Consider the following 24,947-nt stretch of genomic DNA (forward strand, 5'->3'; position numbering starts at 1 on the left):
GTTATTGCGCTCCTTTCACTGCGGCTGCCAATACGGCTTGACGCGGCTTTTGCGGGTTAGTGATCTTGTGCTGACGAATCATCTCGATGAAACGGTCAAACAGGTAGCTGTTATCATACGGCCCTGGTGCTGCTTCCGGGTGATACTGTACGGAGAAGGCAGGGTAGGTTTTATGTTTCAGACCTTCAATGGTCTTGTCATTATTGTTGATGTGTGTCACTTCAAGATCTGTGCTCTTCACAGACTCTTCGTTTACAGTGTAGCCGTGATTCTGGGATGTGATGAAGCAGCGTCCACTCTCCAGCTCTTTAACCGGGTGGTTACCACCGCGATGTCCGAACTTGAGTTTCTCTGTGTCCGCACCTGCTGCCAAAGCGAACAACTGGTGACCAAGGCAGATGCCGAAGATCGGGTATTCGCCCAGCAATTCACTGATCATGTTCACGGCATGTGGTACATCTTTCGGGTCTCCAGGACCATTGGAGAGCTGGATGCCATCCGGGTTCAGACGGCGGATCTCGTCAGCCGTTACGTTATGCGGTACAACAACGACGTCGCAGTTCCGTTTGCTAAGTTCACGCAGGATGCCTGTTTTAGCGCCGTAGTCCACCAGAACAATACGCTCTGCTGTACCTGGGCTGTTGTACACATGCTCCGTGGAAGTCATCGGGACCTGGTTGCGCAGCTCGGCAATCGTGGTGTCGCCCATCATCTCCAGCAGTTCTTCGACAGGTTTTGATCCTGTTGTGAGAATTCCCTTCATTGTACCGTGATGACGAATCCGGCGAGTCAACATGCGTGTATCAATCTCGCTGATGCCTACGATCCCGTATTCTTTCAGCAGATTATCCACACTGTATTCTGCACGCCAGTTGCTTGGTGTTGGCTCATGTCGTCTTACGACAAAGCCGTGCACATATGGACGAATAGACTCAAAGTCATCCCGGGTAATACCGTAGTTACCAATCAGCGGATACGTCATTGTCACGATCTGTCCGCAATATGAAGGGTCTGAAAGCACCTCTTGATAGCCTGTAATTCCCGTATTAAAAACGACCTCACCTGTCGTTTCACCTTCCGCACCAAATGCTTTACCGGTGAACAGTGTGCCGTCTTCCAACAATAATCTTGCCTGTCCCTGCATCCCATCTCACTCCTCTGTGTTTATCAAAGTTGAATACTTGGAGTTGAACATAAGCGATGTTACGTAGGTTGAAGCTTCGTGGTCAGAAAACCCTGCGATCGCTGTTATCCCCGGATTACTTGATTCCATTTTTCAAATGGGGTAATCCGGTGATAAAGGCGAACGCTTCGCTTCTTCGGGTTCTTTCTGCCCACTCCGCAGTTACGTTCGAGTCTATGTTCAAAAACAGGATTCAACTTTTCCTTTGTTGCGTATATTATGACTCAAGGCTTGACTTGCCTTGAGTTTGTTCATAAAAGTTATTACCGGTCAAGCATTAATTCGTTAAAAAATATATGTTATAAGTGCCATTGTATCCTTTTAACGATGTATTACATCAGCATAGTGCTGTTTTATTGCTGTAACGTGTTATTCCATACACTTTTGCCATTCACCCATGTTTGTACCGGCCAGCCTTTCAGCTTCCAGCCTGTGAATGGTGTGTTTCTGCCCTTGGTTGCAAAGGTTGCCGGGTCAACTGCCTTCTCTTCACCAAGATCAATCATGGTCAGATCGGCAGGTGCTCCTGCTTCCAGCTTGCCTGTATCCAGTCTGAATACACGAGCAGGATCAGCCGTCATGCGTTTCACCAGGAAATCCAGTGTCCACAATCCCGTTTCAACAAATTTGGTGTAGAGGAGCGGAAAGGCCGTTTCGAATCCGACGATTCCGAATGGAGCCAGCTCCATTCCTTTTGCCTTCTCTTCTTCACTGTGCGGTGCATGGTCGGTCACAATCATATCAAGCGTTCCGTCCAGCAAACCTTCGATACAAGCCTGCACATCACGTGGCGAGCGCAGTGGCGGGTTCATTTTCCAATTCGCATCCATACCAGGGATATCTTCATCCGACAGCACCAGATGATGCGGGCAAACCTCAGCGGTCACTTTAATGCCGATGGATTTTGCCAGACGGATCAGACGAACCGATTGTTCTGTGCTTACATGGCATACATGATAGTGTACGCCGGTTGCTTCAGCCAGCAAAATGTCGCGGCCTACGTGAATGGCCTCGGATTCATTAGGGATCCCCTTGATACCGTGACGCTTGGAGAATTCACCTTCAGTCACATACCCACCAACAACCAGTGAATCATCCTCACAGTGTGCGATTACAGGCATATCCATGCTGGCTGCAAGACTCATTGCGTCCTTCATCATTTGTGCATTCTGTACGCCTACACCGTCATCCGTAAAGCCGATTGCTCCTGCTGCCTTCAAAGCTGCAAAGTCGGTCAGTTCGCGGCCAAGTTCGTTCTTAGTTATTGCCGCATAAGGCAACACTTTAACCAGATCCGCTTCCTTCGCTTTGTTCAGCACCAGTTCTACAACCTCCGGTGTATCCGTTACAGGTCTTGTGTTTGGCATGCAGGCAATGGTTGTAAAACCGCCCTGTGCTGCGGAGCGCGCACCCGTTTCAATCGTTTCTTTATGTTCGAATCCAGGTTCCCGCAGATGCACATGCATATCAATCAATCCAGGAATGACCAGTTTCCCTGATGCATCTGTCACATTTTGCGCTGACTTCTCGGCATTCCGCACGATTTCATCTTCCGGGTCAGCGATCGTTTTAATTTTACCTTCTTCTATAAGAATGGTTTTCCGTTCAAGTTCCCCTTCTTGATTCAAGACATTTGCGTTCTTAATCACCTGTACCATAATTGACCTCCGCTTCGGTTCTGTCCCGCAGATTGCAGTCTGCGGGATGAATGGTTTATCGTCTACTCTGTTTATTGTTCTGCAAGAACATTGTCTCGCCAGCCTATGATTTTATCTCAAACCCTGTTACAGCTTCATCGCACGTTCCATAACCGCCATGCGAATCGGAACTCCGTTAGCCATCTGCGGGAAGATTCGTGAAGCTTCACTCTCCACAACCGCATCATCTACCTCGACGTTACGGTTTACAGGAGCAGGGTGCATAATAATCGTGCTTGGCTTCAGGCGTGATGCCCGTTCTTCCGTCAATCCGTAGTGTTCACGATAATCCTCGGCTGAAGTGATCAGTCCATGTTGATGACGTTCAAGTTGAACCCGGAGCATCATGACTACATCAGCGTCCAGTGCTTCCTCAAGACCTACATAAGGTGCGTGTTGCGCCAGTTCAGGAGCTTGCATCGTTGGTGGCGCACAGAAGCGCACATCTGCCCCGAATTTTTGCAATGCCCACAGATTGGAGCGCGCGACCCGGCTGTGCAAAATATCTCCGATGATCGAGACTCGCAAGCCCTTCAGTTCACCGAAGGTCTTCCGCATCGTATAGAGATCAAGCAATGCCTGCGTAGGATGCTCATTGTTGCCATCCCCGGCATTGACTAACGGCACACTCACCTTCTGTGCCAGCTGCTGCAGGACACCAGCCGGTTTCAAGCGAATGACTCCTGCATCAATCCCCATAGATTCCAGTGTGCGAACGGTATCGTAGATCGACTCTCCCTTTTCTACACTGGATGCAGCTGCCGTGAAGTTCAGCACTTGAGCTCCCAAACGTTTCTCTGCCATTTCGAAGGAGAAACGGGTGCGGGTGCTGTTCTCGAAAAACATGTTGGCTACGAAGCGGGATTCCAGAATCGGAACCAGTTTCTCCTTTTGCGCTTCCCAGTGGGCTGCACGGTTCAGAATGGATTCGATCTCGTCGCGGCTAATGTCCTTCAATCCAAGCAAGCTTCGGTCCTTCAACGCTGTCTGTGTAATCATCATGCCTGCTCCCCCCGGTTCTGTATGATTTTGACTTCGTCCTGCCCATCCGTTTCCATAAGTGCAACCTCGATCTCTTCTGATTTGGACGTCGGCACATTTTTGCCGATAAAATCAGGCCGAATCGGAAGCTCCCGGTGTCCGCGGTCTGCGAGTACAGCCAGCTGTATGTTCTGGGGTCTACCGCAGTCCATCAGCGCATCCATCGCAGCCCGAATCGTACGTCCGGTGTACAGTACGTCATCGAACAAGATCACTTTTTTGTTGTGAATGGAAAGGGAATCAGGTGTCATAATCAACAGTTCCTTGCGATTCGCCTGATTGTTATCCAGACGATCATCGCGATAAGGGGTTACATCCAATTCGCCCCATGGAACTTTGGCGCCTTCAATCTCTTCAATTTTGGCGGCGATTCGTTCAGCCAGATACACTCCGCGTGTGCGGATGCCAACCAGCACGCAATCGTCGATACCTTTGTTCTTCTCCAGTATTTCGTGGGCGATCCTTGTCAGTGCTCGGCGGATCGCCGTTTCATCCATAATGACATGTGTTTCTGTGCTCATGCGTTCAGCCTCCTCAGGATGTTCCTTCGAAACCATGGCCCCGTGACGAGGAGAACAAAAAAGACTCCTTGCCGTGTTTATTGGCAAGGAGTCTCCAAACTTCAGACGTCGCTGAAGAACGTTTACTCTCGGGATGCATCTCTTATCTGCCGCAGCAAATAAAACGATGTATCATTCACGTTACCTTGCCAGTCTCACGGGACTGATTTAAAGGTGCTATTCATGTCGTGCATATGAGGAACCTCACAGAGTTCTATCTCAATATGCCCGTTTGTCTTCATGAATTATGACAGAAAGACAACTCTCTGTCAACACCTCACCATCTCAGGTGCATATCCTCTACTGTATCCTTGTTAGGATCAGCATTGGGGCCGAAAAACATCCATGTCACATCACATGTCATTCGTCATTTATAATTATACAACATAACTGCATATTTATCCATAGACAATTACAGCAGAACGGTTATCCAATTTCCCCCTTAGAATACCTGTACTAATTTAGGGGGGGCTTGAAATCTACACGCTCTAGATGAAATATTATGAATCAGCCCATTGTTAATTGGGGAAAGTTTATTACAACACCATTTAACAAATGCTCACTTTTTCCGATATACATATAGCTTGGGAGCAGACAAAGGTAACACATACCAGCCTCCAATGTTTAACTCCCGCACGGTTATAAGAAGGAGGACTTCCATGCGTCACATATGGCAAATATACAAAACAGACTGGGTGCACATTTTAAAAGTCCCTACGGGTATATTTCTGATTGCTGCAATTATTCTTCTCCCCGGTGTATATGATTGGGTGAATGTGAAATCCGTCTGGGACCCGTACAGCAATACACAAGGTATCAAAATAGCCGTCACCAGTGAAGATCAAGGATCATCTGTCACAGGAACTTCGGTCAATATAGGTGAAGCGTTAATTCGAAGCTTAAAACAGAACAAAAAGCTGGGATGGACTTTCGTTGATAAGGAGCAGGCAAGCCGTGGAGTCCAAACAGGAGAATATTACGCTAGCTTGCTTATTCCCGCTGATTTTTCGTCCAAAATAACAGGCATTGTGGAGGGAAAGCTGGACCGGCCAGAAGTAATCTACACCGTTAATGAAAAGGTAAATGCCATCGCTCCCAAAATAACCGGTTCTGGTGTGTCCGCAATTACCAAACAAATTAACGAGAATTTCACCGAAGCTGTCAGTGAAGCAGTGCTCACCAAGCTGAGGGAAGCCGGGATCGAGATTAATGCACAGCTGCCGACGCTACGCAAAATGGAACACGGCATCTTTATGCTGGAGAAAAATCTGCCTGCCATTCGGGCGGCTGGTCAAAAGGTACTTGAAGTGGATCAGGCCATGCCCGAGATTGTGACCAAAGCACAAAAAATTGTAGAGCTGGAGAAGCGATTGCCGGAAATTAATGAAGCTGCCGGATATGTGCTGAAAATTCAGCAGTACTGGCCGCAGATTAAAGCAGCCGCTGGCGAAGTTGTCGCTCTGGAGACCCGCATTCCTGAAATCCAACAGGCCGTTGCCCGAATTCAGGAGGTCGATGCCAACTTTGGACAAGTGGCTGGCGTAATAGTTACTGCTTTGGATAAAACCGACAAAGCGATGGCTATTGTATCTGCTGCCGAGCAGGATCTCGATAAGATATCCGGTATTGCCGCTAATGGAGCGCAACTGGCGGAGGAACTCAATCGCTTTGTCAGTGCCACTCAGGAGGCATTTCAGACAATCACACCCACAATCCGGCAAAACCTGCTGCTGATCCAACAAATTACAAATGCGGCTGGAGATGTATTTGCACAATTAAATGAAACTGATCTAAGCAAGCTTCCAAACGCCGATGAAATAGACCGTATTACAGTCCGCTTAGGCAATGCAGTGAAAATTGCCGACAGCATGGCTGCCCTACTCGGGAAAATAGATGGCTTATTGCCGTCTCATCCACTATCTGCGAAGGTGCAACAATTGCAAACGATATCCGATCAGCTTCAGCAGCAGATACGTCTAGCCGGGATCATCAGTAATGCACTGCAAAACAACACTACGCCTCCGGCAGACATCGTTGCCAGATTAAACGAGATGACAAGGAATGCAAGCAGCGGCATAGATCGGTTCATCAGCACCTATGACAGCCAAATCTCCCCTGCGCTCTCAGCAGGTACAGATCAATTACAATCCATCCTCTCGACTTCGGCAGATACACTAGAGGGAGCACAGGAACGACTTCCCGACATAGCCGACATTCTTGCAGCGGCGAAGCAAGGCATTACGTTTGGACAATCAGAGCTTGAGAAAATCCAGAGTGATCTGCCCCAGATTCAGGCCAAAATACATGAAATCTCGCAAACTCTGGATGCGAAAAGCAAAGCCTTTATTCAGGCGCTCCACACCGTCTCCTCTCTTGTTCAGCGGGACCTGCCAAAGCTTGAGGACAAGCTGAATGCAGCGGCCAGCTTTGTTCGCAATGATTTGCCGCAGGCAGAGAAGCAGATTCACAAGGCGTCCAGCTTTGTACAGCATCAGCTGCCTGAGGTGCAGAAGGGTGTTCATCGTTTAGCAGGCCTTGTACGTGATGACTTGCCCGCACTGGAAAATGCCATTCGCAAGGCGGCAGTCAAGCTGAGAGAAGTCGAAGGCAACAATCAGTTTGCCGAGCTTGCCAAGCTGCTGCGGGGGGATATCGAAAAGGAAAGCGCATTTCTCGCGAGTCCTGTACAGATTAAAGAACAGCAGCTCTATCCAATCCCGAATTACGGCTCAGCCATGTCACCCTTCTATGCTGTATTGTCTTTGTGGGTAGGCTCGACTCTCCTCATATCGTTGCTGCGTGCGGAAGCGGAGAATCCAGAGGGGCGATATCGCGGATATGAGCTGTACCTCGGGCGTCTTGCCACGTTTCTAACGATTGGACTATTACAGGCGATCTGTGTCACGGCAGGAGATATTCTGATTCTCGGAACCTACGTTGCAGATCAATGGTGGTTCATTGTGTTCGCAATGCTGGTGAGTACCGTGTTTGTAACCATCACATACACACTGTTGTCCGTATTCGGAAATATCGGCAAAGGCATTGCCATTATCTTTATGGTATTTCAATTCTCCAGTTCGGGCGGGACCTTTCCGATCAGCATGACATCACCCTTTTTCCAGGCGCTGAATCCGTTCATGCCGTTCACCTATGCGATCAGCCTGCTGCGAGAAGCGGTTGGCGGCATTTTATGGTCTACTGCGATTAAGGACATCCTGTGGTTATGCCTGTTCATTGCATTAAGTCTGATTCTGGCTCTACTGTTAAAACGTCCGTTAAGCAGTCTGACCAAGCGTTCTGCCGAAAATGCGAAAAAAACGAAAATTATTGCTTGATCAAAAAAAGAGGGCATCTTGAACATCATGTTCAGAGGCCCTCCTTGAATTCGCATTGACGTTTACATTTACTTTGTTTTACTTCTGCTTGATCGAACGCTGCTCTTCCAGCTGCGTATAGGCTTGCTTGATCGTTGACAACGTTTCTACATGACGGTAGATGTTGTTGCCCACCGTTACGAGCAGGGCTGCAATGAGCAGACCTGTCAGCACTTTTTTGCCGAGACCGGAACGCAGATCGCTGATGAACATCCCCCCTAGCAGATAAAAAGCAAATAAATAATGTCCTGCATACAGATACATATCATATTGATACACAGCCAGCCCGAAGCCTACAACAAGATGAAGCAGGAAAGCGAATATAATGTACGGCATCAAGGTCCATACACTGCTCTCCCGTATACGTCGGATAAAACCAGCAAATGCAAGCAGCAACAGGAACCCCCCCGTCATCTGAACGTACAGCGGATTAGCTCTGGAGAGGTCCGTCACAAATGCAACCATACCCGGATCAAGCAAATGTACTTTGGGGGACAGCATCGGATTGATCGTTAACAGAGTTAATGCTTTAACATGTACAGCCCACTGAAACGGTGTGGCATAGCTGGTGCCTCCATTTTGAATTCCGAGCAGCCAGTTGCTCACCCAGCTTCGTCCACCAAATGCCACATACTGAATAGCTGTTAACACCACAATCATCAGCACAGCCAGTGCCATGATACCAACGTATTTTTTCCAGCCGGCCTTGGTTCGCCATGCCTTCATATTAAAAAATACAGCTCCAGCAAACGGCACAATATTGGTGGAGGTTAATCCGAAATTAATCGTTGCCAGCAGTGCATTCGGAACATAATGTACCTCTTGCTGAACACGTGTATATTGCAAATAAACAACAGACAACAAAATAACAAACTGCACATAAGGATATGAGTCGGGTATAAGTGCCGTATACATCAGATATGAGCTGAATCCGAATAAGAGCGCAAACAGCAGCGGAGTGTAGGAAGCTCTCTCTTCATTACGACTGAGAAAAATATAGACCAGAATAACCGATCCTGCATTCACAAGAGACTGGAGGATCAGAAAAAACCAGTTGCCACCCAGCAGCTTGGATACAGCAGCCAGCGTAACAGCCAAATAAGAAATTAAAGGATGAATCACAGAGGAACTGTTGTCCCCATAATACATTGAAGGATCGAAATTAAACAAATTAAGAGGAAACAAGGTGGTATTAAACGGCGTATATTTAGCTAGCATGTCTGCATGCTCACTCATATATATAACATATGAACCATTCATCACACCGTAAAAGAGGGCAAAACCCGCAAACAGATAAAAAGCGGTCAACGTCACCCTGCGGTCATACCATATGTAATCTAAAAATTTCATAAAGTCACATCCAATATTTGATATAAAATCTATGTCCTAGAGTACGAGCAGACATAATCCGCCCAAAATACAGGCTACTCCCATCCAGCGCATCGGCCCGACCTCTTCTTTGAAAGCCCATTTGGCAATAATGAGCGTCCATATGTAGGTTAACGCATTGGCAGGCAGTACCACAGTTAAAGGAAGGAATTGCAGCAATACAATATTGAGCAAAGCACCTGTGCCATAAAATCCAAGACCCATCAACACATGCAGCCGTTTGCGGCTTGTCGCGTAAACTTTCAATCCAGCTCCACCCATCGCCCCGCATAACGTCATCACAACCAAAACAGCAACCATCCAGCTATCGGTCCACACTGGTTAACGTCACCCCGATTCCCAGGAGCACAACTGCCGCAAGCTTCTGTACTGTAATCTCTTCCCCAAGCAGGAAATGCCCATAGACCAAGGCAAATACATAACTGGCACACATGATCGGATAAGCCACCGACAGCTTTTCCCGCGCAAACGCCTTGATCATGAGTATGGCACCTAATCCATAACACAGGAATCCGATGCCCATGTATATCCATTCCGTTAATCCCCACTTCCAGAACAGCTGCCCGGTTGCAGTCAGGAACGCAGAAGCCAGCATCAACAGCTTGCCGGTATGGCGTGAACTCATTTCCCCCACGTTAATGCCTCCATCTCCGGAACACGTTTGTTAATAAAATAACGCTGACTCACCAGCTGCATGACAGGAAGGTCGGATAATGAATCGGAGTAAGAGCAGGATTGCTCATAATCAATTTCCAGGTTTTTCTTTGCCAGATAAGACTGAATCCGCCGCACCTTCTCTTCACCTTTACAATTTTCCCCGTCAATGACGCAAGTATATCCATTCTCATGTCGTACAAGCTCTGTGCCGATCACATGATCAACCCACGGGAATTGCTGAAAAAATTTCATGTATGCATGCGGAGAAGCCGTCACTAACAACACATGATATCCAGCCTCCTTCCGATGCTGCATCTCTACGCTAGCCTCGGTGAATATGGATGTACGCAGATGAGTATCAAAGAAGTGCTGTAAATCCTGTTCTGACATGCGCTTTATTTCTTGAAAATAAGAGCGTTTAACTCGTTCAACCGTCATAAAACCTGCCTTGAATAACAGTGTATGGAACGCAATGACAGGCAGCCGCCATGCCTGCCACGGATAACGGCGCACTCCATAGTATACAAACTGGAACATGGAATCGCTGCGTATAATCGTCTTATCAATATCAAAAATCGCAATCTTCGTACGTTTCACCCTGATCCCCCTCTATATTGTCTCTTGCTGTCTATTCGAAGATGGCAAAGATCGTAATTACACTGACGACATATAAAATAACGGTAATCAAAATAGGCTTGTCCTCAAACAAAACACGGTCCGGGGAGCCTCCTTGATTTTTCATATGGATCAGATACAAATACCGAAACATGCCATAAATGACCAGAGGAATGGTCCACATCAGATGAATGGTGCGATCTGACGTAAAGGTAAATAAGGAGTAGCTGATAATGGTTGCCGTCGTTACGATGGTATTAAACTGATCTAACAGCGTAATCGAGTAGTTATCCAGCACCTTGCGATGTGATCCTGTGTTGCCTTCCAGCAAAGTAAGTTCATTTCTCCGTTTACCAATCGCCAGAAACAAAGATAACAACATCGTGCAGATCAGGAACCATGGCGTGAAGGGCACATGAATCAACACACCGCCAGCAATCGCACGCAGCACGAATCCGGCCGCAATTGTCATCATATCCAGTATGACCAAATGTTTAAGTACAAAAGAATATGAGACGTTCAGCAGGAAGTATACGATGCATAGCACACCGAAAAGTGGATTCATCACAAAAGCTGCTATCAGAGAAAGCACCAGCAGTACAATACCGAAAATAATCGCATGGACAGGGTGCACCTGGCCTGACGCGATCGGTCGAAACTGCTTGGTCGGGTGTTGCTTGTCCCGCTCCCGGTCCACAACATCATTTAAAATATACACACAGCCCGCTACCAGGCTAAACAGCAGAAAGCCAGCGATCGTGGCAGCAATAGTCTCCGTTCGAATCTCTTCAAACGAAAATAATAATGCCGCAAATAATAGCAAATTTTTGGTCCACTGCTTGGGTCTTAACAGCTTGAACAAGCCGGATATCGTACCCGCACCGCTCCCCGATGATAAAGTATTTGTCCGTGATGAAAACAATTGCAGTAACTCCCTTCAGAAACAATTCTAACTTTCCAGTATATACAATTAACGTAAAGACTTAATCATAAGTTGCTTGGTTATTTTTGTAAAGAGCACAAATGATATATTTTCACAGAAAAAAGAGACCGTTTCCGGTCTCTTCACACTGAGCTTCTTCGATTTTAACGTATGCTTCAATTAAAATTCAAACTCAACATCACTCAGACGACGTTTAATTTCGGCAATAACCCGTTTCTCTTCCTCTTCACCGTTTGCGATAAACGTTACGGAGAAACGAACAAAGTTACCTGCATCATCCCAAGGTACGGAGGAGATCAGCTTCTCACGGATCAGGAATTGAGAGAAATCCTCACCGGATTCGAAGCGGCGTCCACCAACAACACCTTTTGGTGCTTCTACGTAAAGGAAGAAGGAACCTTTCGGTTTCTCAGCCTGGAAGCCAAGTTCATTTAATGCTGCTACCAGCATGTCATGACGACGGGAATATTTCTCAGCAATTTTCTCTGTAATTTCCGGATGACTCAAGCCATACGCTGCCGCTTTCTGGATCGCGATGAATTGACCGGAATCATTGTTGTCCTTCACATCACTGAATGCTTTGACAACGAGCGGATTACCAGCAACAAAGCCAATTCTCCAACCCGTCATGTTGTAGGATTTGGACAAGGAGTGAAGCTCCACACCAACATCCTTCGCGCCAGGCACGGACAGGAAGCTGAACGGTTTTTTGCCATCATACGTCAACGCTGCATATGGTGCATCATGTACAACAACGACATTGTATTTTTTCGCCCATGCAACAACCTCAGTGAAAAACTCCACCGTTGCACTTGCACCAGTCGGGTTGTTCGGGTAGTTCAGATAGAGCAATTTTGCACGTTTTGCAATATCCTCGGGGATCGCCTGCAAATCAGGCAGGAAGTTGTTCTCTTTGGTCAATTGAACGTTAAATACTTCTCCGCCCAGATATTTGGTATGTGTACCCATGACCGGATAACCAGGAACAGTCATAATCGTTACGTCTCCCGGGTTAATGAAGCACGAAGGCATCATTGCCAAAGCCGGCTTGGAGCCGATGGAGTGGACGATTTCAGTGTCCGCATCAATCCCGTCAACGTTAAATACGTTTTTCAGGTATGCTGCTGCCGCTGCCTTGAACTCAGGAATACCGTTATCGGCATATCCGCGGTTCTCCGGCTTGGCCGCTTCTGCAGCAAGTGCAGCAACAATGCCTGCATCTGCCATTTCATCCGGTTCACCCACCCCAAGGTCGATCAACTCGACATCAGGAAAGTCTTTTTTTGCAGAAGCCTTAGCACGTTTGATTTTCTCGAATTTATAGATGTTGGTGTCTTTACCATAGTTGGAGCCGCCGATACGGTCAGCAAAATTAGTTTGGATGTACGTTTCTTGATATTGTTCAATACTCATAATGCGATTCATCTCCTCATTGTGACACAAATTTCTCATGTTTTAATATGAAGCATTTGAGCATACAACACCATGGACAAAATATCCGAACATTTGTACTTTCTACAAAGGTCAGCGGCTTCTCAGCGAAGCCAGTACATCCTCCATATCCTGCGGGATCGGTGCAGTGAATTCCATATACTCTCCTGTAGAAGGATGTACAAAACCAAGCGTTGCAGCATGCAAAGCCTGTCCACTCATTTTGATCCCCTTATTGCGTCCGTATGTCGGATCACCCACCAGCGGATGACCGATAAATTTCATGTGCACCCGAATCTGATGGGTACGCCCTGTTTCAAGCTTTAACTCGAGCACAGTGTAATCGTTAATGCGCTCGGTCACGGTAAAATGAGTCACCGCATGTTTGCTGTTGCGCTCTGTGACGGTGTACATTTTACGATCATTCGTATCACGGCCTATCGGTGCATCGATCGTACCTTGATCATGACTCAGATGACCGTGCACCAGCGCAATATAACGCCGGTTTACGCTATGCTCCTTCAACTGGGCAGCCAGTGATGCGTGAGCACGATCATTTTTGGCCGCCATAATTAAACCGGATGTGTCCTTGTCAATCCGATGTACAATTCCCGGACGCAACTCCCCATTAATCCCGGACAGATCCTTGCAGTGATACATCAACGCGTTCACAAGTGTGCCTGACGTATGACCTGGTGCCGGATGTACCACAAGTCCGCGCTGTTTGTTAATCACAATCAGATCACTGTCTTCATAAACCACTTCCAGCGGGATATCCTCTGCGATAATTTCCACCGCCGCCGGCTCAGGAATCTGCAGAACGATCTGATCCCCTTCGGAGAGCTTGGCGTTGGACTTCACTGAAGCCCCGTTTACAGTGACTGCCCCATCTCCGATCCATAGCTGGACCTGTGAACGGGATACGTTTTCTAGAGCATCGGTAATGTATTTGTCCACGCGTTCTTTCTTATGTTCAGCGGCAACGGTCCATTCCATACGTTCCTCACCGTTAAATTCTTCTTCGATATGAAGCTGTTCCTCATTCACTTTACTCATGCTGCTCATTCCCTTCAATCTTTGCAGCCGCTTTCTCACGGCGTCCTTCCAATAAAGTCTCCACAATAATCAATCCTACCCCGATGCAGATCGCGGAGTCAGCAATGTTGAAGATGGGAAACGTGTAACTTCCGAAATTAAGCTGTACAAAATCCACAACTTCCCCTGTCAAAGCACGGTCAAGGAAGTTGCCGATCGCTCCACCAAGCACCAGGCTTAGAGCTATTGGCAGCAATTTGTGCGGCGTATCTTTTACTTTTTGCAAATACCAGATCAAAGCGACCACCACAATGATTGTAACCACAATAAAGAACCAGCGCTGGTCCTGCAAAATGCCAAACGCCGCACCTGAATTACGATGGGAAGTGATGACAAAAAAATTGCCAATGACCGGAATTTCTTCTCTGAGCTCCATCCGGGTAGCAATCAGGTACTTTGTTCCCTGATCAACTAAAAATACGATAAAAGCAAGGATATAATACACCACGTTTGTTGTCACTCCGTTCTTGTCTTTTCCAGCGATACCAAGCTTTCGCCAGACTTATTTATTGTAGCACAGCTATTTAGAGATCGTCCATGACGGGGCCAACGTTGGCATCCTCGGCTACCTTGGTAAAAGCGATAACATTTGCCTTCTGTAATCCCGCCTGAAAAGGCACATCCTAGAATGGAGACATCAACCGGATTCCGGATGAACCAGAAAGGGGAAAGCCATGTCACATTTCACAGCCAAGCAACTGCAATCACTGCGTTCCGAGCTTATGAGCAACAAACGTGAAATCGAGCACAGACTGTCCGAGAATGAACACTATGGCCTCGGGGACTCTCTCAAGCTGCAGACCGGAGAATTGTCACCTATTGATAATCATCCTGGCGATTTAGCCACAGAGGTATATGAACGGGAGAAGGATATTTCCCTGCTTGAGCATGATGAGTTTCAACTTGAGCGCATTGATTCTGCTCTGCATGCGATTGAAGAAGGCCACTACGGAACCTGTGCAGTCTGCCAGCAGCCGATTCCTTATGAGCGTATGGAAGCTGTTCCGTACACCAAATACTGCAAAAAGCATCAACCCGAAACCGTCGTTTCCGAGAACCGCCCTGTGGAAGAACAATTTCTTGCTCCGGCGTTTGGACGTACCAGTCTGGACGAAAGAGAGGACCAGAACGGCTTCGACGGTGAAGATGCCTGGCAGATTGTAGAGAGCTGGGGAACCTCCAATACTCCTGCAATGGCCGAAAGTGGTGATATCGACAGTTATGATGTAATGGCTATTGAAGCTACCGAGGAGCTGGACGGTTTTGTGGAAGCATACGAAAGCTTTGTTGCAACAGATATTTATGGTCATGATGTGTCCATTGTTCGTAATCGGCAGTATCGGAAGTACCTTGAGAATGGTGAAGGGTCAGGCTTGCTCGAACCGGGCTCCGAGGAGGATTAATACGTATTCATATCCAGCTGACGCTGCACGATTCGCACAATATCAGCGATGTAATCTCCAACAATCGGCAGATTTAGTGCACCCAGAACCTGTAACACATAGATAATCGTTGCTGCAAAAAAAGTAAATCCAATCGCGATGCCTACACCTCTCGCTGTGCCAGACAACAGATTTAACCCGATGAGCTTCCATGGTCTGTTCAGCAGCTCGGTATATTGTGCAATGCGTGAACGCTCCAGTTCATTCGCGAGCCGGCTCGTCAAGGTATGTAGTTCTGCAATTTTATCGTGAGATGTATCCTCAGAATCCGTATTAGAGACGGCTTGTGTGGATTCGGCTGGCTGGTCCTGTTTGCTCATATTTCGCTCCAATCGTTCTATAATGTTGATGTTGATGTAAGCTTACGAAAAATCAGCTGATGAAAGTGCCATTTAAATCATTTGATACAAGTGCACAATTTAGTCATTTCCTTTTCATGCAAAAAACAAACGAGCCCAGCTTCAGGAATTGCTTCCCTGGCTGTGGCTCATTTATATCGTTCCACTATTTATTTAGGTTATCCTATATTATAGACAACTACTCTACAGGCTACGCCTCAATGTAGATTCCGATCGCTTTGCCCCCGGCATCCACGCGTTCCATCTGATCAGTAGTACCAAAAGTTACCTCTGTTACAAGCACGTTCTCGCGCAGAACTTCGTCAAATGCCTGAATTGCTGCTTGAAGATCGGCATCTACATCCAGCGTCAGACGCACTCTTTTCTCAATCGGCAGATCCAGTCGTTTCCGAGTATCCTGTACCGCCCGAACAACTTCACGCACCCAGCCTTCCTGCTCCAGTGCTGGAGTGATCTCCGTGTTCAGCGCTACAGTCAGACCATAACCTGATGCTGATGCAAACCCGGACTTCGCCTGCTTCTCAACCAGCAATTCCTCGTCCGTCACCTGAAGCTCCTCTCCTTCTGGAGAAACCACTTTGAATACGCCCTCCGCTACGATTTTACGTGTCTCATCCGCTGTCATGCCTTTAAACAGGTTCTGCAGGAAACCTACGTTTTTGCCGTATTTTTTACCTGCTACCTTGAGGTTCAGCTTGAGTGTAAAATCTACGAATTCCGCATCATTATGCTCGGTACGGATTGCTTTGACATTGATCTCTTCCTTGATGATCTCTTCATAACTTGCCAGATCAAAGCCTTTATCTAGAGAAACGATCAACTCGGACAGCGGCTGACGTGTTTTGATGCCCGTTTCGTTACGAACGTTACGAGCAAGTTCTACCACGCGACGAGCTGTTTCCATATCCTGCTCCAGCGCCGCATCAATCAACGCTTCGTTAGCTGTCGGGTAATCGTCCATATGCACACTCTCACCCGTCGTCAGGTTCAAATAGATATCTTCAGCCAGCATAGGTGTAAATGGCGCTACCAGCTTCGATGTAGTCACCAGCACTTCAGTCAGGGTGCGATATGCATCCAGCTTATCCTCTGTCAGACCACTTCCCCAGAAACGGTCACGGGAACGGCGGATATACCAGTTGCTCAGTTCATCTACAAAAGCTTCGATAGCCTTGGACGAATTCAGGTAGTCATTCACGGACAGTGCTTTTTCCACAACAAGGATCAGACTGTTAAGTCTCGACAGAATCCAGCGGTCCAGCTTGTGAGCTGACAATTGGAACGGATGCTCCTGCGGATCGAATCCATCAATCGTTGCATACAACGTCAGGAATGCATGTGTGTTCACCAATGTATCGACCATTTTGGATTTGGCTTCCCCTACGATACCTTTAGAGAAACGTTTGCTGTTCCATGGTGCACTATCAGACAGCAATGCCCAGCGGAATGCATCCGTACCGTATTCCTCGATAACCTCCCAAGGATCAATGACGTTGCCTTTGGATTTGGACATCTTCTGGCCGTTCTCATCCAGTACGTGTCCTGTTGCCATAACGGCTTTGTAAGGCGCTTTGCCTGTCAAAAGTGTGGATACAGCGAGAAGGCTGTAGAACCAGCCGCGCGTCTGGTCGATTCCTTCACAGATCATATCCGCCGGATATTGCTGCTCAAAGATTTCTTTATTTTCAAAAGGATAATGCTGCTGTGCAAACGGCATCGAGCCGCTGTCAAACCAGACATCAATCACTTCCGGCGTACGCTTCATTTCATATTTACCACAAGAGCTGAGCACCTTCACTTCATCCACATACGGTTTGTGCAGCTCCAGGTTTTCAGGCACATCGCCTACGGCACGTGCACGAAGCTCGGCGATGCTGTGCGGTGCAAACTGTTCCCCCGTCTCTTCACATACCCAGATGTTGAGCGGCGTACCCCAGTAACGGTCACGGCTGATGTTCCAGTCCACGAGGTCTTCCAGAAACTTGCCGAAGCGTCCTTCACGAACATGTCCTGGGTACCATTCCACTTCGCTGTTGTTGGCAATAAGCTGATCCCTAATAGCGGTAGTCTGGATAAACCAGCTATCCATAGCGTAGTACAGCAGCGGTGTATCACAACGCCAGCAGAATGGGTAGCTGTGCTCGTATTTCTCTTTACTGAACAGGCGACCATTTTCGGACAAATATCTGACGATGTCGATGTCGCAATCCTTCACAAACCGGCCTGCAAAATCCGTGACTTGTGCTACAAATTTGCCTTCCAGATCAACCATGTTGACAAAGCTGATGCCATTCTCGCGGCATACACGATAGTCATCTTCACCGTGTGCAGGAGCCATGTGAACGATACCCGTACCGCTTGCATCCGTTACAAATGATGCACCAAGTACGATATTTGTTTTCTCTGCCTGAATATAATTAAATGGCGGGCTATAGGTTTTACCGACCAGTTCAGCACCTTTCAGCGTACCGATGATCTCATATTCACCTTTGCTATCCTTCATAACCTTCTCTACAAGATTGGTTGCCATGATGTATACTTCATCGTTTTGACGTACACGGGAATAATCCATGTCCGGGTTGACCGCAAGTGCAACGTGAGAAGGCAGTGTCCAAGGTGTTGTCGTCCAGGCCAGTACGAACTCACCACTATCATGCAGCTTGAATTTCGCTGTAGCACTCAGGTCTTTGACATCCTTATAACCTTGTGCAACTTCATGTGAGCTGAGTGTTGTCTGACAGGAAGGACAGTATGGGCTAACCCGATGACCGCGGTACAGCAATCCTTTTTCGTGAATTGTGGCAAGGATGTTCCATACACTTTCGATGTAGTTGTTATCAAGTGTGATGTACGGGTTATCCATGTCCGTCCAGTAACCAATGCCTTCGGTCAAGTCACGCCATTGCTGCTCGTATTCAAATACGCTCGCTTTACATTCGTTGATGAACTTCTCCACACCATAATCTTCGATCTCCCATTTGTGAGAGATACCCAGTTTTTTCTGTACTCCAAGCTCTACCGGCAAACCATGGGTGTCCCATCCGGCTTTGCGGACTACACGATAACCCTTCATCGTATTATAACGACCAACAAAGTCTTTGATTACACGGCCAAGCACGTGACCGATATGAGGTTTTCCGTTTGCTGTTGGCGGGCCTTCATAAAAAACAAAGTTTGGCTTGCCCTCCCGATTTTCAATGGAACGCTTAAAGGTGTTCTCCGTCTTCCATTTATTTAACATGCGTAATTCTCTTGCACGTGCTTTCTCTTTGACGTCAACTCGCTGCATGCTGCTCAACTTCCTTTCTCTTATTGAATCAATATTGGATTGCTCGCGATGAGCACTTCAACCTCACCAGGTATTCCTTGTTCCTAGTGCTACCCGTCGTTTTGGAACACAAAAAAACCTCATCCCTGGAAAGGGACGAGGTTATGCTCGCGTTACCACCCTAATTCTGTTCATCACAAACCACATTCAGATTACTCTGAGTATGCTCTGTCATCAACAGCGCTTAAGCCCTGCTAAATTGCTACAGGGTACCGTTATAACGTACGGCTTACGGTTCAGCTTACACACGGTCAGGCTTACACCGCTTCAGCGTCACTTCTCCGGGAAGATATTCGGCTATAACTCATCCGTTGGTTTGCACCAGACACCAACTCTCTGAGGGATGAGATCATAACGTACTGAGCCCGTCATGGAATCACTATTCAATATGAATATAGTTATAGCTTCTTTGCCCGCAAAAGTCAACCGGGCGGCAGACTAATAAATTTCTTTCATCTCCCGCTCACGATCCTGTACTTCCTGCTCCCGGCTCTCCAGCACTTCCCAGCCATCCTGTGTCAACAGTTCAAGCTGAGCTTCTACAAGCGTGCGGAAACGTGCGCGATAGATCGAAGCCTGCTTCTTCAGTTCCTCCACTTCCAAAGCAATCTTGCGAGACTTTCCAAGCGCTTCGTTCACGATTCGGTCAGCATTTTTCTCTGCTTCCTTCACGATGAGCTGCGCTTCTTTCTTTGCATTGTTTTTCACATCATCGGCAGCTTCCTGTGCAATGATGATCGTTTTGCTGAGCGTTTCCTCAATGGTAGCAAAATGATCCAGCTTCTCCTGAACGGACAGCAACTGATTGCTCAGCTCCTTGTTCTCCCGAATGACGCCCTCATAGTCTTTGATGACTTGATCCAGAAATTCATTGACCTCATCCTCGTCATACCCGCGCAAGCGTCGGGAGAATTCCTTGTTATGTATGTCCAGCGGCGTTAATGGCATGCTGTCCACCTCCTGTAAAAATTCCTTCCCGATCGAGAGAAGGTTTGCAGCACATGGGTTCCACCCAAGGGGCCGTAACAAGACGCCTGTATCTGGCATCCAGTACGGAATGAAGGACCTGCATCGTTTTATGAGAGGTCCATTGACAACATGTACTTTAATGTATATCGGAAACACCAAATATTTTTTTACCCTTTACGTTTAACATTTCGACAAGAATTTAGATTATCCTGCAACATCTTCAAGCAAATTTCCCGATTTTCACCCTGCAACGTCCCTTTTTGGTCATTCCATCCTGCTCCAGCACCTTAAAACGACCAAAGCCCTGAATGGATACCACATCTCCAGCCTTGAGCGTCTTCGAGGGATCTTCCACCACTTTCCAGTTTACCTTGCAGCGACCTGCCTTGATGGGAACCATCACCTTGCTGCGACTTAAACGATACACATCTGCACAGATGCCATCAAGCCTCAAGGAAGCAACGGTAATATCTATGGTGTCCAATTTTGTCTCAGACCATTTCATCTGATTCAGCGGCAATAACTCAGTGAACACATGTAACCGATGGACCTGATTCAATTGAAGCGATAAAAAAGCGCCGGTTTCCGCTGCCACAACTGTGTGACAGCCTTCCTCCAGCACTTGAATGTCTCCAATCTTGCCACGTTTCATCCCGAGCCCGAGCAAAGAACCCATGTAGTCCCCATGCTCAAGCTCCGAAATTTTTGCATCATCTGATGTAATGCTGAGCACCTGCATCCCCATATCTTCCTCATCGAGATAACGATAGTCGGGTGCAATCAATGCTCTTTTGCGTTCAGCAGCCTCATATCCGCCATCCAGGCGAACCTGAACGTCCTGACTGCGATTAACCAGGGATTGCAAAATAAATACCTGTCTAGGATCAAGGAAATCGGTGAGCTTCATATCATGATACTTGCTCGCACGCTCAATCCAATCAGAGGCTTTATCTACAAAGTCCCGTTCATCATGGCTAAAATGTTCGTAAATATCACTGCTCATCTATGTCACCCTTAGCCTAATATGCAAAATATTGAAGTATTGAAAGTAACCCAACGAGCGCAAGTCGAAGAACAAGCAGCGCCACAATCGGGGAAATATCCAGCACGCCGAACAAAGGCGGAATAAACCGGCGGAAAGGACTTAAATAAGGCTCCACGAATTTGCCTAACAATTCACCGATGAAGCTTTCCCGTGCGTTAGGAAGCCATGACATCAATATGTAGACGATGACCATGTAAAAATAAATCTGATATACCGTGGACAATATAACTTCAAGTTGATACAAAAGCGGCTCACCTCATTCTGTTATAATCTTGCTCGCTGTCAGCCAGTATTTCCGTAATGGTTCCCTGAATTTCAACCGTATCTGGCGTACAGAGAAAAATGTTGCCGCCAATTTTAGATATACCGCCACCCAATGCGTATACCGTACCGCTCAGAAAATCAATGACACGCAGAGCCTGATCCTGACGGATTCGCTGCAAATTGACCACAACGGTACGATGCGAGCGAAGATGGTCGGCGATCTCCTGTGCTTCGTCATATGAACGAGGTTCATACAGGACAACTTTAACATTTTTCTGGGAATGAATGCTAACCACATTATTCCCCCTTTGGTTTCTACGTTTATCCAGTGCAGAGGTTTCATTTTCATGCTGTTCTTGCTCTTGTTCATCCTGTGCAGCAAGCCGCTCACGCTCCACAATCTCTTCCTCGTCCTGAAGTCCAAGGAAATTCATAAATTTATTCATTACGCCCATCGTGTTCCCTCCTCTTTTCCTACGAGTATTGATCCAAGCCGCACCCACGTTGCCCCTTCTTCAATGGCTACTTCGAAATCGTTTGACATGCCCATCGACAGCTCCGTCAGCGGCTGCGCAGTCAATGCTTGTCCATTCAAATCGTCTCTCAGCTCACGCAACCCTCGAAATACAGGGCGTGTCATCTCCGGATCTTCCTCATGAGGTGCCATCGTCATCAGACCGATGACATTGAGGTTGTTGAACGATTGGATGTCCTTCAAGAATGAACTTGCCTGTTCAGGCTGCAAGCCATACTTGCTCTCTTCACCCGAAATATTCACCTGCATAAACGTGTTTACCTTCATGCCTAGCGCGCCGGCTTTTTTGTCCAGTTCCTTGGCCAGTGACAAACGATCCAGTGAATGTATGTATGCAAATTTGCCAATGACGTCCTTCACCTTATTTGTCTGCAAATGACCGATAAAATGCCAGGTGCCCTTCTGCCCCAAAGCTTCCCACTTCGCCTGTGCATCCTGCCAGCGATTCTCTCCAATATGCTCAAGACCTTGTTCAAGCACAGCCCCTGTCGTTTGCAATGAGACATATTTCGTGACCGCAATCACATTCACATGTTCGGACTGACGGTTGCTACGCTTGCACGCATCTTCAATCTTCTGATTAACTTGTTGTATACGCTCCTCCAATGACACAGAGGGTCACCTCTCTTCCAGCCCAATCCAGCTTGCCATTCTCCCTGTCGTTCCGTTCTCCTTACGATAAGAGAAAAAAAGCTCAGGATGGCAACTTGTACACCATGTTGTACATTCGATATGATCCGGCAATATTCCTGCTTTCATCATAATGTGTCGATTACATTCTTTCAAGTTTAACATCGTTTTACCGTCTGCGGCAGGGGTATATATGCTTTCGGCCACAGAACGCTCGTATTCATCATTACCCAGAGGCTCATCGAGCCAAACCCGAACATGCTGCATCACAGCCTCATCTACCTCATAACAACATTTCCCGATAGATGGGCCAATAGCCGCCCGGATGTCGTCTCTCCGGCTTCCATACTCGCGTTCCATCGTTTCCACCATAGAGACAGCGATACCCGCTACCGTGCCTTTCCATCCGGCATGTGCAAGGCCTACAGCCTGTTTCACAGGGTCATAGAAATATAGAGGCACACAGTCAGCGTAAAAGGAAGTCAGCAGTACACCAGGCACGTTGGTTACCAGTCCATCTGTATCCTGCAAGGACGATTGACGATCCATCAGCCCTCTGCCCCGGTCTGCATCTGTAATGACAGCCACATGCTTCCCATGCACCTGTTCACCGCAGGTCCAGGCTTCCAAAGGAAAAGCAAGTTTATTCGTAACAAGGCGGCGATTGCTTAGTACCGCTTCAGCATCATCCCCGACATGATACGCACAATTGAGCGAAGCGTAAGGCTTCTGACCAACGCCTCCATGTCTGGTTGTAAAGCCGGCCGTCAACCGTTTAAACGATTGCTGCCAAGGTTTAATGTATAACAGCAGCGGATCTTGATCATCACGATACGTTTGCTCAGCGGTTTCCTTCATTACATCTTTGTCCAATACAAATGGTTCCATTCTCTCACCTCACAACTTCCAGTGTACCAAATAAAGCAGAGTTCTGTCTCTCTTATCGTTTATATCGTTCTACGCTGACTGCGATTCAAGCGTTCCAGCCGATCTGCTCGGTCGGTGCGGCTCTGCTGCTGCTCATCGTAAAGCCGAGCTTCCCGCTCACGCTCGTCATAGGTCTGTTCTTTGACCTCATCCATTTTCACAAGAATGACGTCCGAACCAATTTTCACAATGTTTCTCCAAGGAATGATGAGATCCGTTCCCCCGCCAAACAGCCCCATAAAACGACTGTAACCCGGTACTACAATGGCCTCAATTCTGCCCTGCTGCAGGTCGAGCTCCAGATCGCTAATCTGTCCAAGTCGTTTGCCATCCGTGATATTAATAACATCCTTCGTTTGAAAATCGGAGATTTTCATACCTCGCGAAGCCGGTTCATTTGTATTCACTCTCATTCCTTCCGCCCCCTGTTAAGACTCGTCTCCCGCTCTGCATCCTTCTGTATTAAATATATGTCCTTTAGGCGAAAAATGTCCCTTTTTTTGCTTGCATGCTCCAAAAGCATGAACGAGAGAGCAGCTTTAACTGAAGATAGTATTCTTCCTATGCACAAAAAAAGAGCGATCAATGGAGTTGTGATCCGATCAATCGCCCTTTTACATTTTTTTCACATGATTAGACTACGACTTCACATGTTTCTGCATCTGTTGTATCGCTGATTTTTCAAGACGTGAAACCTGCGCCTGCGATATTCCGATTTCATCTGCCACTTCCATTTGGGTTTTCCCTTCAAAAAAGCGCATCGACAAAATCATCTTTTCCCGCTGGCCAAGTCGGTGCATCGCTTCGCGTAAAGCAATTTCTTCGATCCAGGACACATCTTTGTTCTTGTCATCACTGATCTGATCCATGACATAGATCGGGTCCCCACCGTCGTGGTAGATCGGTTCAAACAGGGATACCGGGTCCTGAATCGCATCGAGTGCAAAAACAACATCTTCCTTCGGCACATTGAGCGCCTCGGAAATTTCAAATATCGTCGGTTCGCGTGAATTTTTATTGGTCAGGCTGTCTCGAACCTGAAGTGCCTTATAGGCAATGTCCCGTAAAGACCGGGATACTCGAATCGGGTTATTGTCACGCAGATATCTGCGAATTTCACCGATAATCATCGGTACCGCATAGGTTGAAAATTTGACATTCTGGGATAAATCAAAATTATCAATGGCTTTCATCAGGCCGATGCAGCCGACCTGGAACAGATCATCGACAAACTCCCCCCGATTGTTAAAACGCTGAATGACACTGAGTACCAGACGCAGGTTACCATTCACCAATTTCTCTCTCGCTGAGCGATCATGGTGCTGTTGAAGGGAATGAAACAATTCCCTCATTTCAATATTGGTGAGAACAGGCAATTTTGCGGTGTCCACCCCACAAATCTCGACTTTGTTTCGGGTCATCGTGATTTACCTCCCAAGGAGAAACATTAATGTACATTATCT

Annotated in this window: 24 protein-coding genes and 1 other annotated feature; of the genes, 2 read left to right on the forward strand and 22 right to left on the reverse strand. The window is 47.3% G+C overall.

Features of this window, described 5'->3' with window-relative positions:
* Window position 1: 1 nt before the first annotated feature.
* The 4 genes from carA to pyrR all read right to left on the reverse strand — a co-directional run bounded on the left by carA (window position 2) and on the right by pyrR (window position 4,442).
* Entirely contained in the window at window positions 2-1,144 is a 1,143-nt protein-coding gene (carA, locus tag DFQ00_RS21215) for a glutamine-hydrolyzing carbamoyl-phosphate synthase small subunit (RefSeq protein WP_110898482.1), read from the reverse strand.
* Between the two features lie 392 nt (window positions 1,145-1,536).
* A complete protein-coding gene (locus DFQ00_RS21220) occupies window positions 1,537-2,841 on the reverse strand; it encodes a dihydroorotase (protein WP_110898483.1) in 1,305 nt (434 codons plus the stop codon).
* A 126-nt stretch (window positions 2,842-2,967) separates the two neighbouring features.
* Window positions 2,968-3,879, reverse strand: a complete 912-nt coding sequence (locus DFQ00_RS21225; protein ID WP_425271049.1) for an aspartate carbamoyltransferase catalytic subunit — start codon at window positions 3,877-3,879, stop codon at window positions 2,968-2,970.
* Window positions 3,879-4,442: a bifunctional pyr operon transcriptional regulator/uracil phosphoribosyltransferase PyrR gene (gene pyrR / locus DFQ00_RS21230; protein ID WP_110898485.1), complete on the reverse strand. Its 564-nt coding sequence runs from the start codon at window positions 4,440-4,442 to the stop codon at window positions 3,879-3,881. The genes DFQ00_RS21225 and pyrR overlap by 1 nt, the downstream gene beginning before the upstream one ends.
* A gap of 698 nt (window positions 4,443-5,140) precedes the next feature.
* Between pyrR and DFQ00_RS21235 the strand changes: the two genes are divergently transcribed.
* Window positions 5,141-7,816 (forward strand): YhgE/Pip domain-containing protein, encoded by a 2,676-nt coding sequence (locus DFQ00_RS21235; RefSeq protein WP_110898486.1) that lies wholly within the window; start codon window positions 5,141-5,143, stop codon window positions 7,814-7,816.
* A gap of 78 nt (window positions 7,817-7,894) precedes the next feature.
* Here the strand turns inward: DFQ00_RS21235 and DFQ00_RS21240 are convergent, their stop codons facing one another.
* The 8 genes from DFQ00_RS21240 to lspA all read right to left on the reverse strand — a co-directional run bounded on the left by DFQ00_RS21240 (window position 7,895) and on the right by lspA (window position 14,433).
* A complete protein-coding gene (locus DFQ00_RS21240) occupies window positions 7,895-9,205 on the reverse strand; it encodes a DUF6080 domain-containing protein (protein ID WP_110898487.1) in 1,311 nt (436 codons plus the stop codon).
* Between the two features lie 36 nt (window positions 9,206-9,241).
* Window positions 9,242-9,562: a DMT family transporter gene (locus DFQ00_RS21245; protein WP_244213950.1), complete on the reverse strand. Its 321-nt coding sequence runs from the start codon at window positions 9,560-9,562 to the stop codon at window positions 9,242-9,244.
* On the reverse strand, window positions 9,549-9,869 hold the full coding sequence (locus DFQ00_RS21250) for an EamA family transporter (RefSeq protein ID WP_110898534.1): 321 nt from the start codon (window positions 9,867-9,869) through the stop codon (window positions 9,549-9,551). Before DFQ00_RS21250 ends, DFQ00_RS21245 begins: the two co-directional genes overlap by 14 nt.
* Complete coding sequence (locus DFQ00_RS21255; RefSeq protein WP_110898488.1) at window positions 9,866-10,498, reverse strand: HAD family hydrolase; 633 nt, start codon at window positions 10,496-10,498, stop codon at window positions 9,866-9,868. Before DFQ00_RS21255 ends, DFQ00_RS21250 begins: the two co-directional genes overlap by 4 nt.
* Window positions 10,499-10,529: 31 nt before the next feature.
* The gene (locus DFQ00_RS21260; RefSeq protein WP_110898489.1) at window positions 10,530-11,438 is read right to left on the reverse strand and encodes a decaprenyl-phosphate phosphoribosyltransferase; all 909 of its coding nucleotides are present in this window, start codon (window positions 11,436-11,438) and stop codon (window positions 10,530-10,532) included.
* A 180-nt stretch (window positions 11,439-11,618) separates the two neighbouring features.
* Complete coding sequence (locus DFQ00_RS21265; protein WP_110898490.1) at window positions 11,619-12,872, reverse strand: LL-diaminopimelate aminotransferase; 1,254 nt, start codon at window positions 12,870-12,872, stop codon at window positions 11,619-11,621.
* A 111-nt stretch (window positions 12,873-12,983) separates the two neighbouring features.
* Window positions 12,984-13,946: an RluA family pseudouridine synthase gene (locus DFQ00_RS21270; protein WP_110898491.1), complete on the reverse strand. Its 963-nt coding sequence runs from the start codon at window positions 13,944-13,946 to the stop codon at window positions 12,984-12,986.
* Window positions 13,939-14,433 carry a signal peptidase II gene (lspA, locus tag DFQ00_RS21275; RefSeq protein WP_110898492.1) on the reverse strand — a complete coding sequence of 165 codons (495 nt, stop codon included), beginning with the start codon at window positions 14,431-14,433 and terminating at the stop codon, window positions 13,939-13,941. The genes DFQ00_RS21270 and lspA overlap by 8 nt, the downstream gene beginning before the upstream one ends.
* A 226-nt stretch (window positions 14,434-14,659) precedes the next feature.
* On the opposite strand from lspA, the gene DFQ00_RS21280 reads away from it, so the two are divergent.
* On the forward strand, window positions 14,660-15,388 hold the full coding sequence (locus DFQ00_RS21280; protein ID WP_110898493.1) for a TraR/DksA C4-type zinc finger protein: 729 nt from the start codon (window positions 14,660-14,662) through the stop codon (window positions 15,386-15,388).
* On the opposite strand, the gene DFQ00_RS21285 is transcribed toward DFQ00_RS21280, so the two are convergent.
* The 10 genes from DFQ00_RS21285 to sigG form a co-directional block, all read right to left on the reverse strand.
* On the reverse strand, window positions 15,385-15,747 hold the full coding sequence (locus DFQ00_RS21285) for a DUF5665 domain-containing protein (RefSeq protein WP_110898494.1): 363 nt from the start codon (window positions 15,745-15,747) through the stop codon (window positions 15,385-15,387). The genes DFQ00_RS21280 and DFQ00_RS21285 overlap by 4 nt on opposite strands.
* A 229-nt stretch (window positions 15,748-15,976) precedes the next feature.
* Window positions 15,977-19,075, reverse strand: coding sequence for an isoleucine--tRNA ligase (gene ileS, locus DFQ00_RS21290; RefSeq protein WP_110898495.1), 3,099 nt, complete (start codon window positions 19,073-19,075; stop codon window positions 15,977-15,979).
* Window positions 19,076-19,203: 128 nt separating this feature from the next.
* Window positions 19,204-19,495 (reverse strand) — a binding site (T-box leader).
* 57 nt (window positions 19,496-19,552) lie between these two features.
* Window positions 19,553-20,062 (reverse strand): DivIVA domain-containing protein, encoded by a 510-nt coding sequence (locus DFQ00_RS21295; protein ID WP_110898496.1) that lies wholly within the window; start codon window positions 20,060-20,062, stop codon window positions 19,553-19,555.
* Window positions 20,063-20,303: 241 nt separating this feature from the next.
* Complete coding sequence (locus DFQ00_RS21300) at window positions 20,304-21,086, reverse strand: YlmH family RNA-binding protein (protein WP_110898497.1); 783 nt, start codon at window positions 21,084-21,086, stop codon at window positions 20,304-20,306.
* 16 nt (window positions 21,087-21,102) lie between these two features.
* Complete coding sequence (locus DFQ00_RS21305; protein ID WP_174812138.1) at window positions 21,103-21,372, reverse strand: YggT family protein; 270 nt, start codon at window positions 21,370-21,372, stop codon at window positions 21,103-21,105.
* A gap of 7 nt (window positions 21,373-21,379) precedes the next feature.
* The gene (locus DFQ00_RS21310; RefSeq protein ID WP_110898498.1) at window positions 21,380-21,847 is read right to left on the reverse strand and encodes a cell division protein SepF; all 468 of its coding nucleotides are present in this window, start codon (window positions 21,845-21,847) and stop codon (window positions 21,380-21,382) included.
* Window positions 21,838-22,539, reverse strand: a complete 702-nt coding sequence (locus DFQ00_RS21315; protein WP_110898499.1) for a YggS family pyridoxal phosphate-dependent enzyme — start codon at window positions 22,537-22,539, stop codon at window positions 21,838-21,840. The genes DFQ00_RS21310 and DFQ00_RS21315 overlap by 10 nt, the downstream gene beginning before the upstream one ends.
* Before the next feature lie 6 nt (window positions 22,540-22,545).
* The gene (gene pgeF, locus DFQ00_RS21320; protein ID WP_110898500.1) at window positions 22,546-23,445 is read right to left on the reverse strand and encodes a peptidoglycan editing factor PgeF; all 900 of its coding nucleotides are present in this window, start codon (window positions 23,443-23,445) and stop codon (window positions 22,546-22,548) included.
* 59 nt (window positions 23,446-23,504) lie between these two features.
* Entirely contained in the window at window positions 23,505-23,897 is a 393-nt protein-coding gene (locus DFQ00_RS21325; RefSeq protein WP_244213951.1) for a YlmC/YmxH family sporulation protein, read from the reverse strand.
* A gap of 225 nt (window positions 23,898-24,122) precedes the next feature.
* Window positions 24,123-24,905, reverse strand: a complete 783-nt coding sequence (gene sigG, locus DFQ00_RS21330) for an RNA polymerase sporulation sigma factor SigG (RefSeq protein WP_110898501.1) — start codon at window positions 24,903-24,905, stop codon at window positions 24,123-24,125.
* Window positions 24,906-24,947 lie beyond the last annotated feature (42 nt).

Source organism: Paenibacillus barcinonensis, assembly GCF_003217495.1.
In the GTDB taxonomy this organism is placed as follows: domain Bacteria; phylum Bacillota; class Bacilli; order Paenibacillales; family Paenibacillaceae; genus Paenibacillus; species Paenibacillus barcinonensis.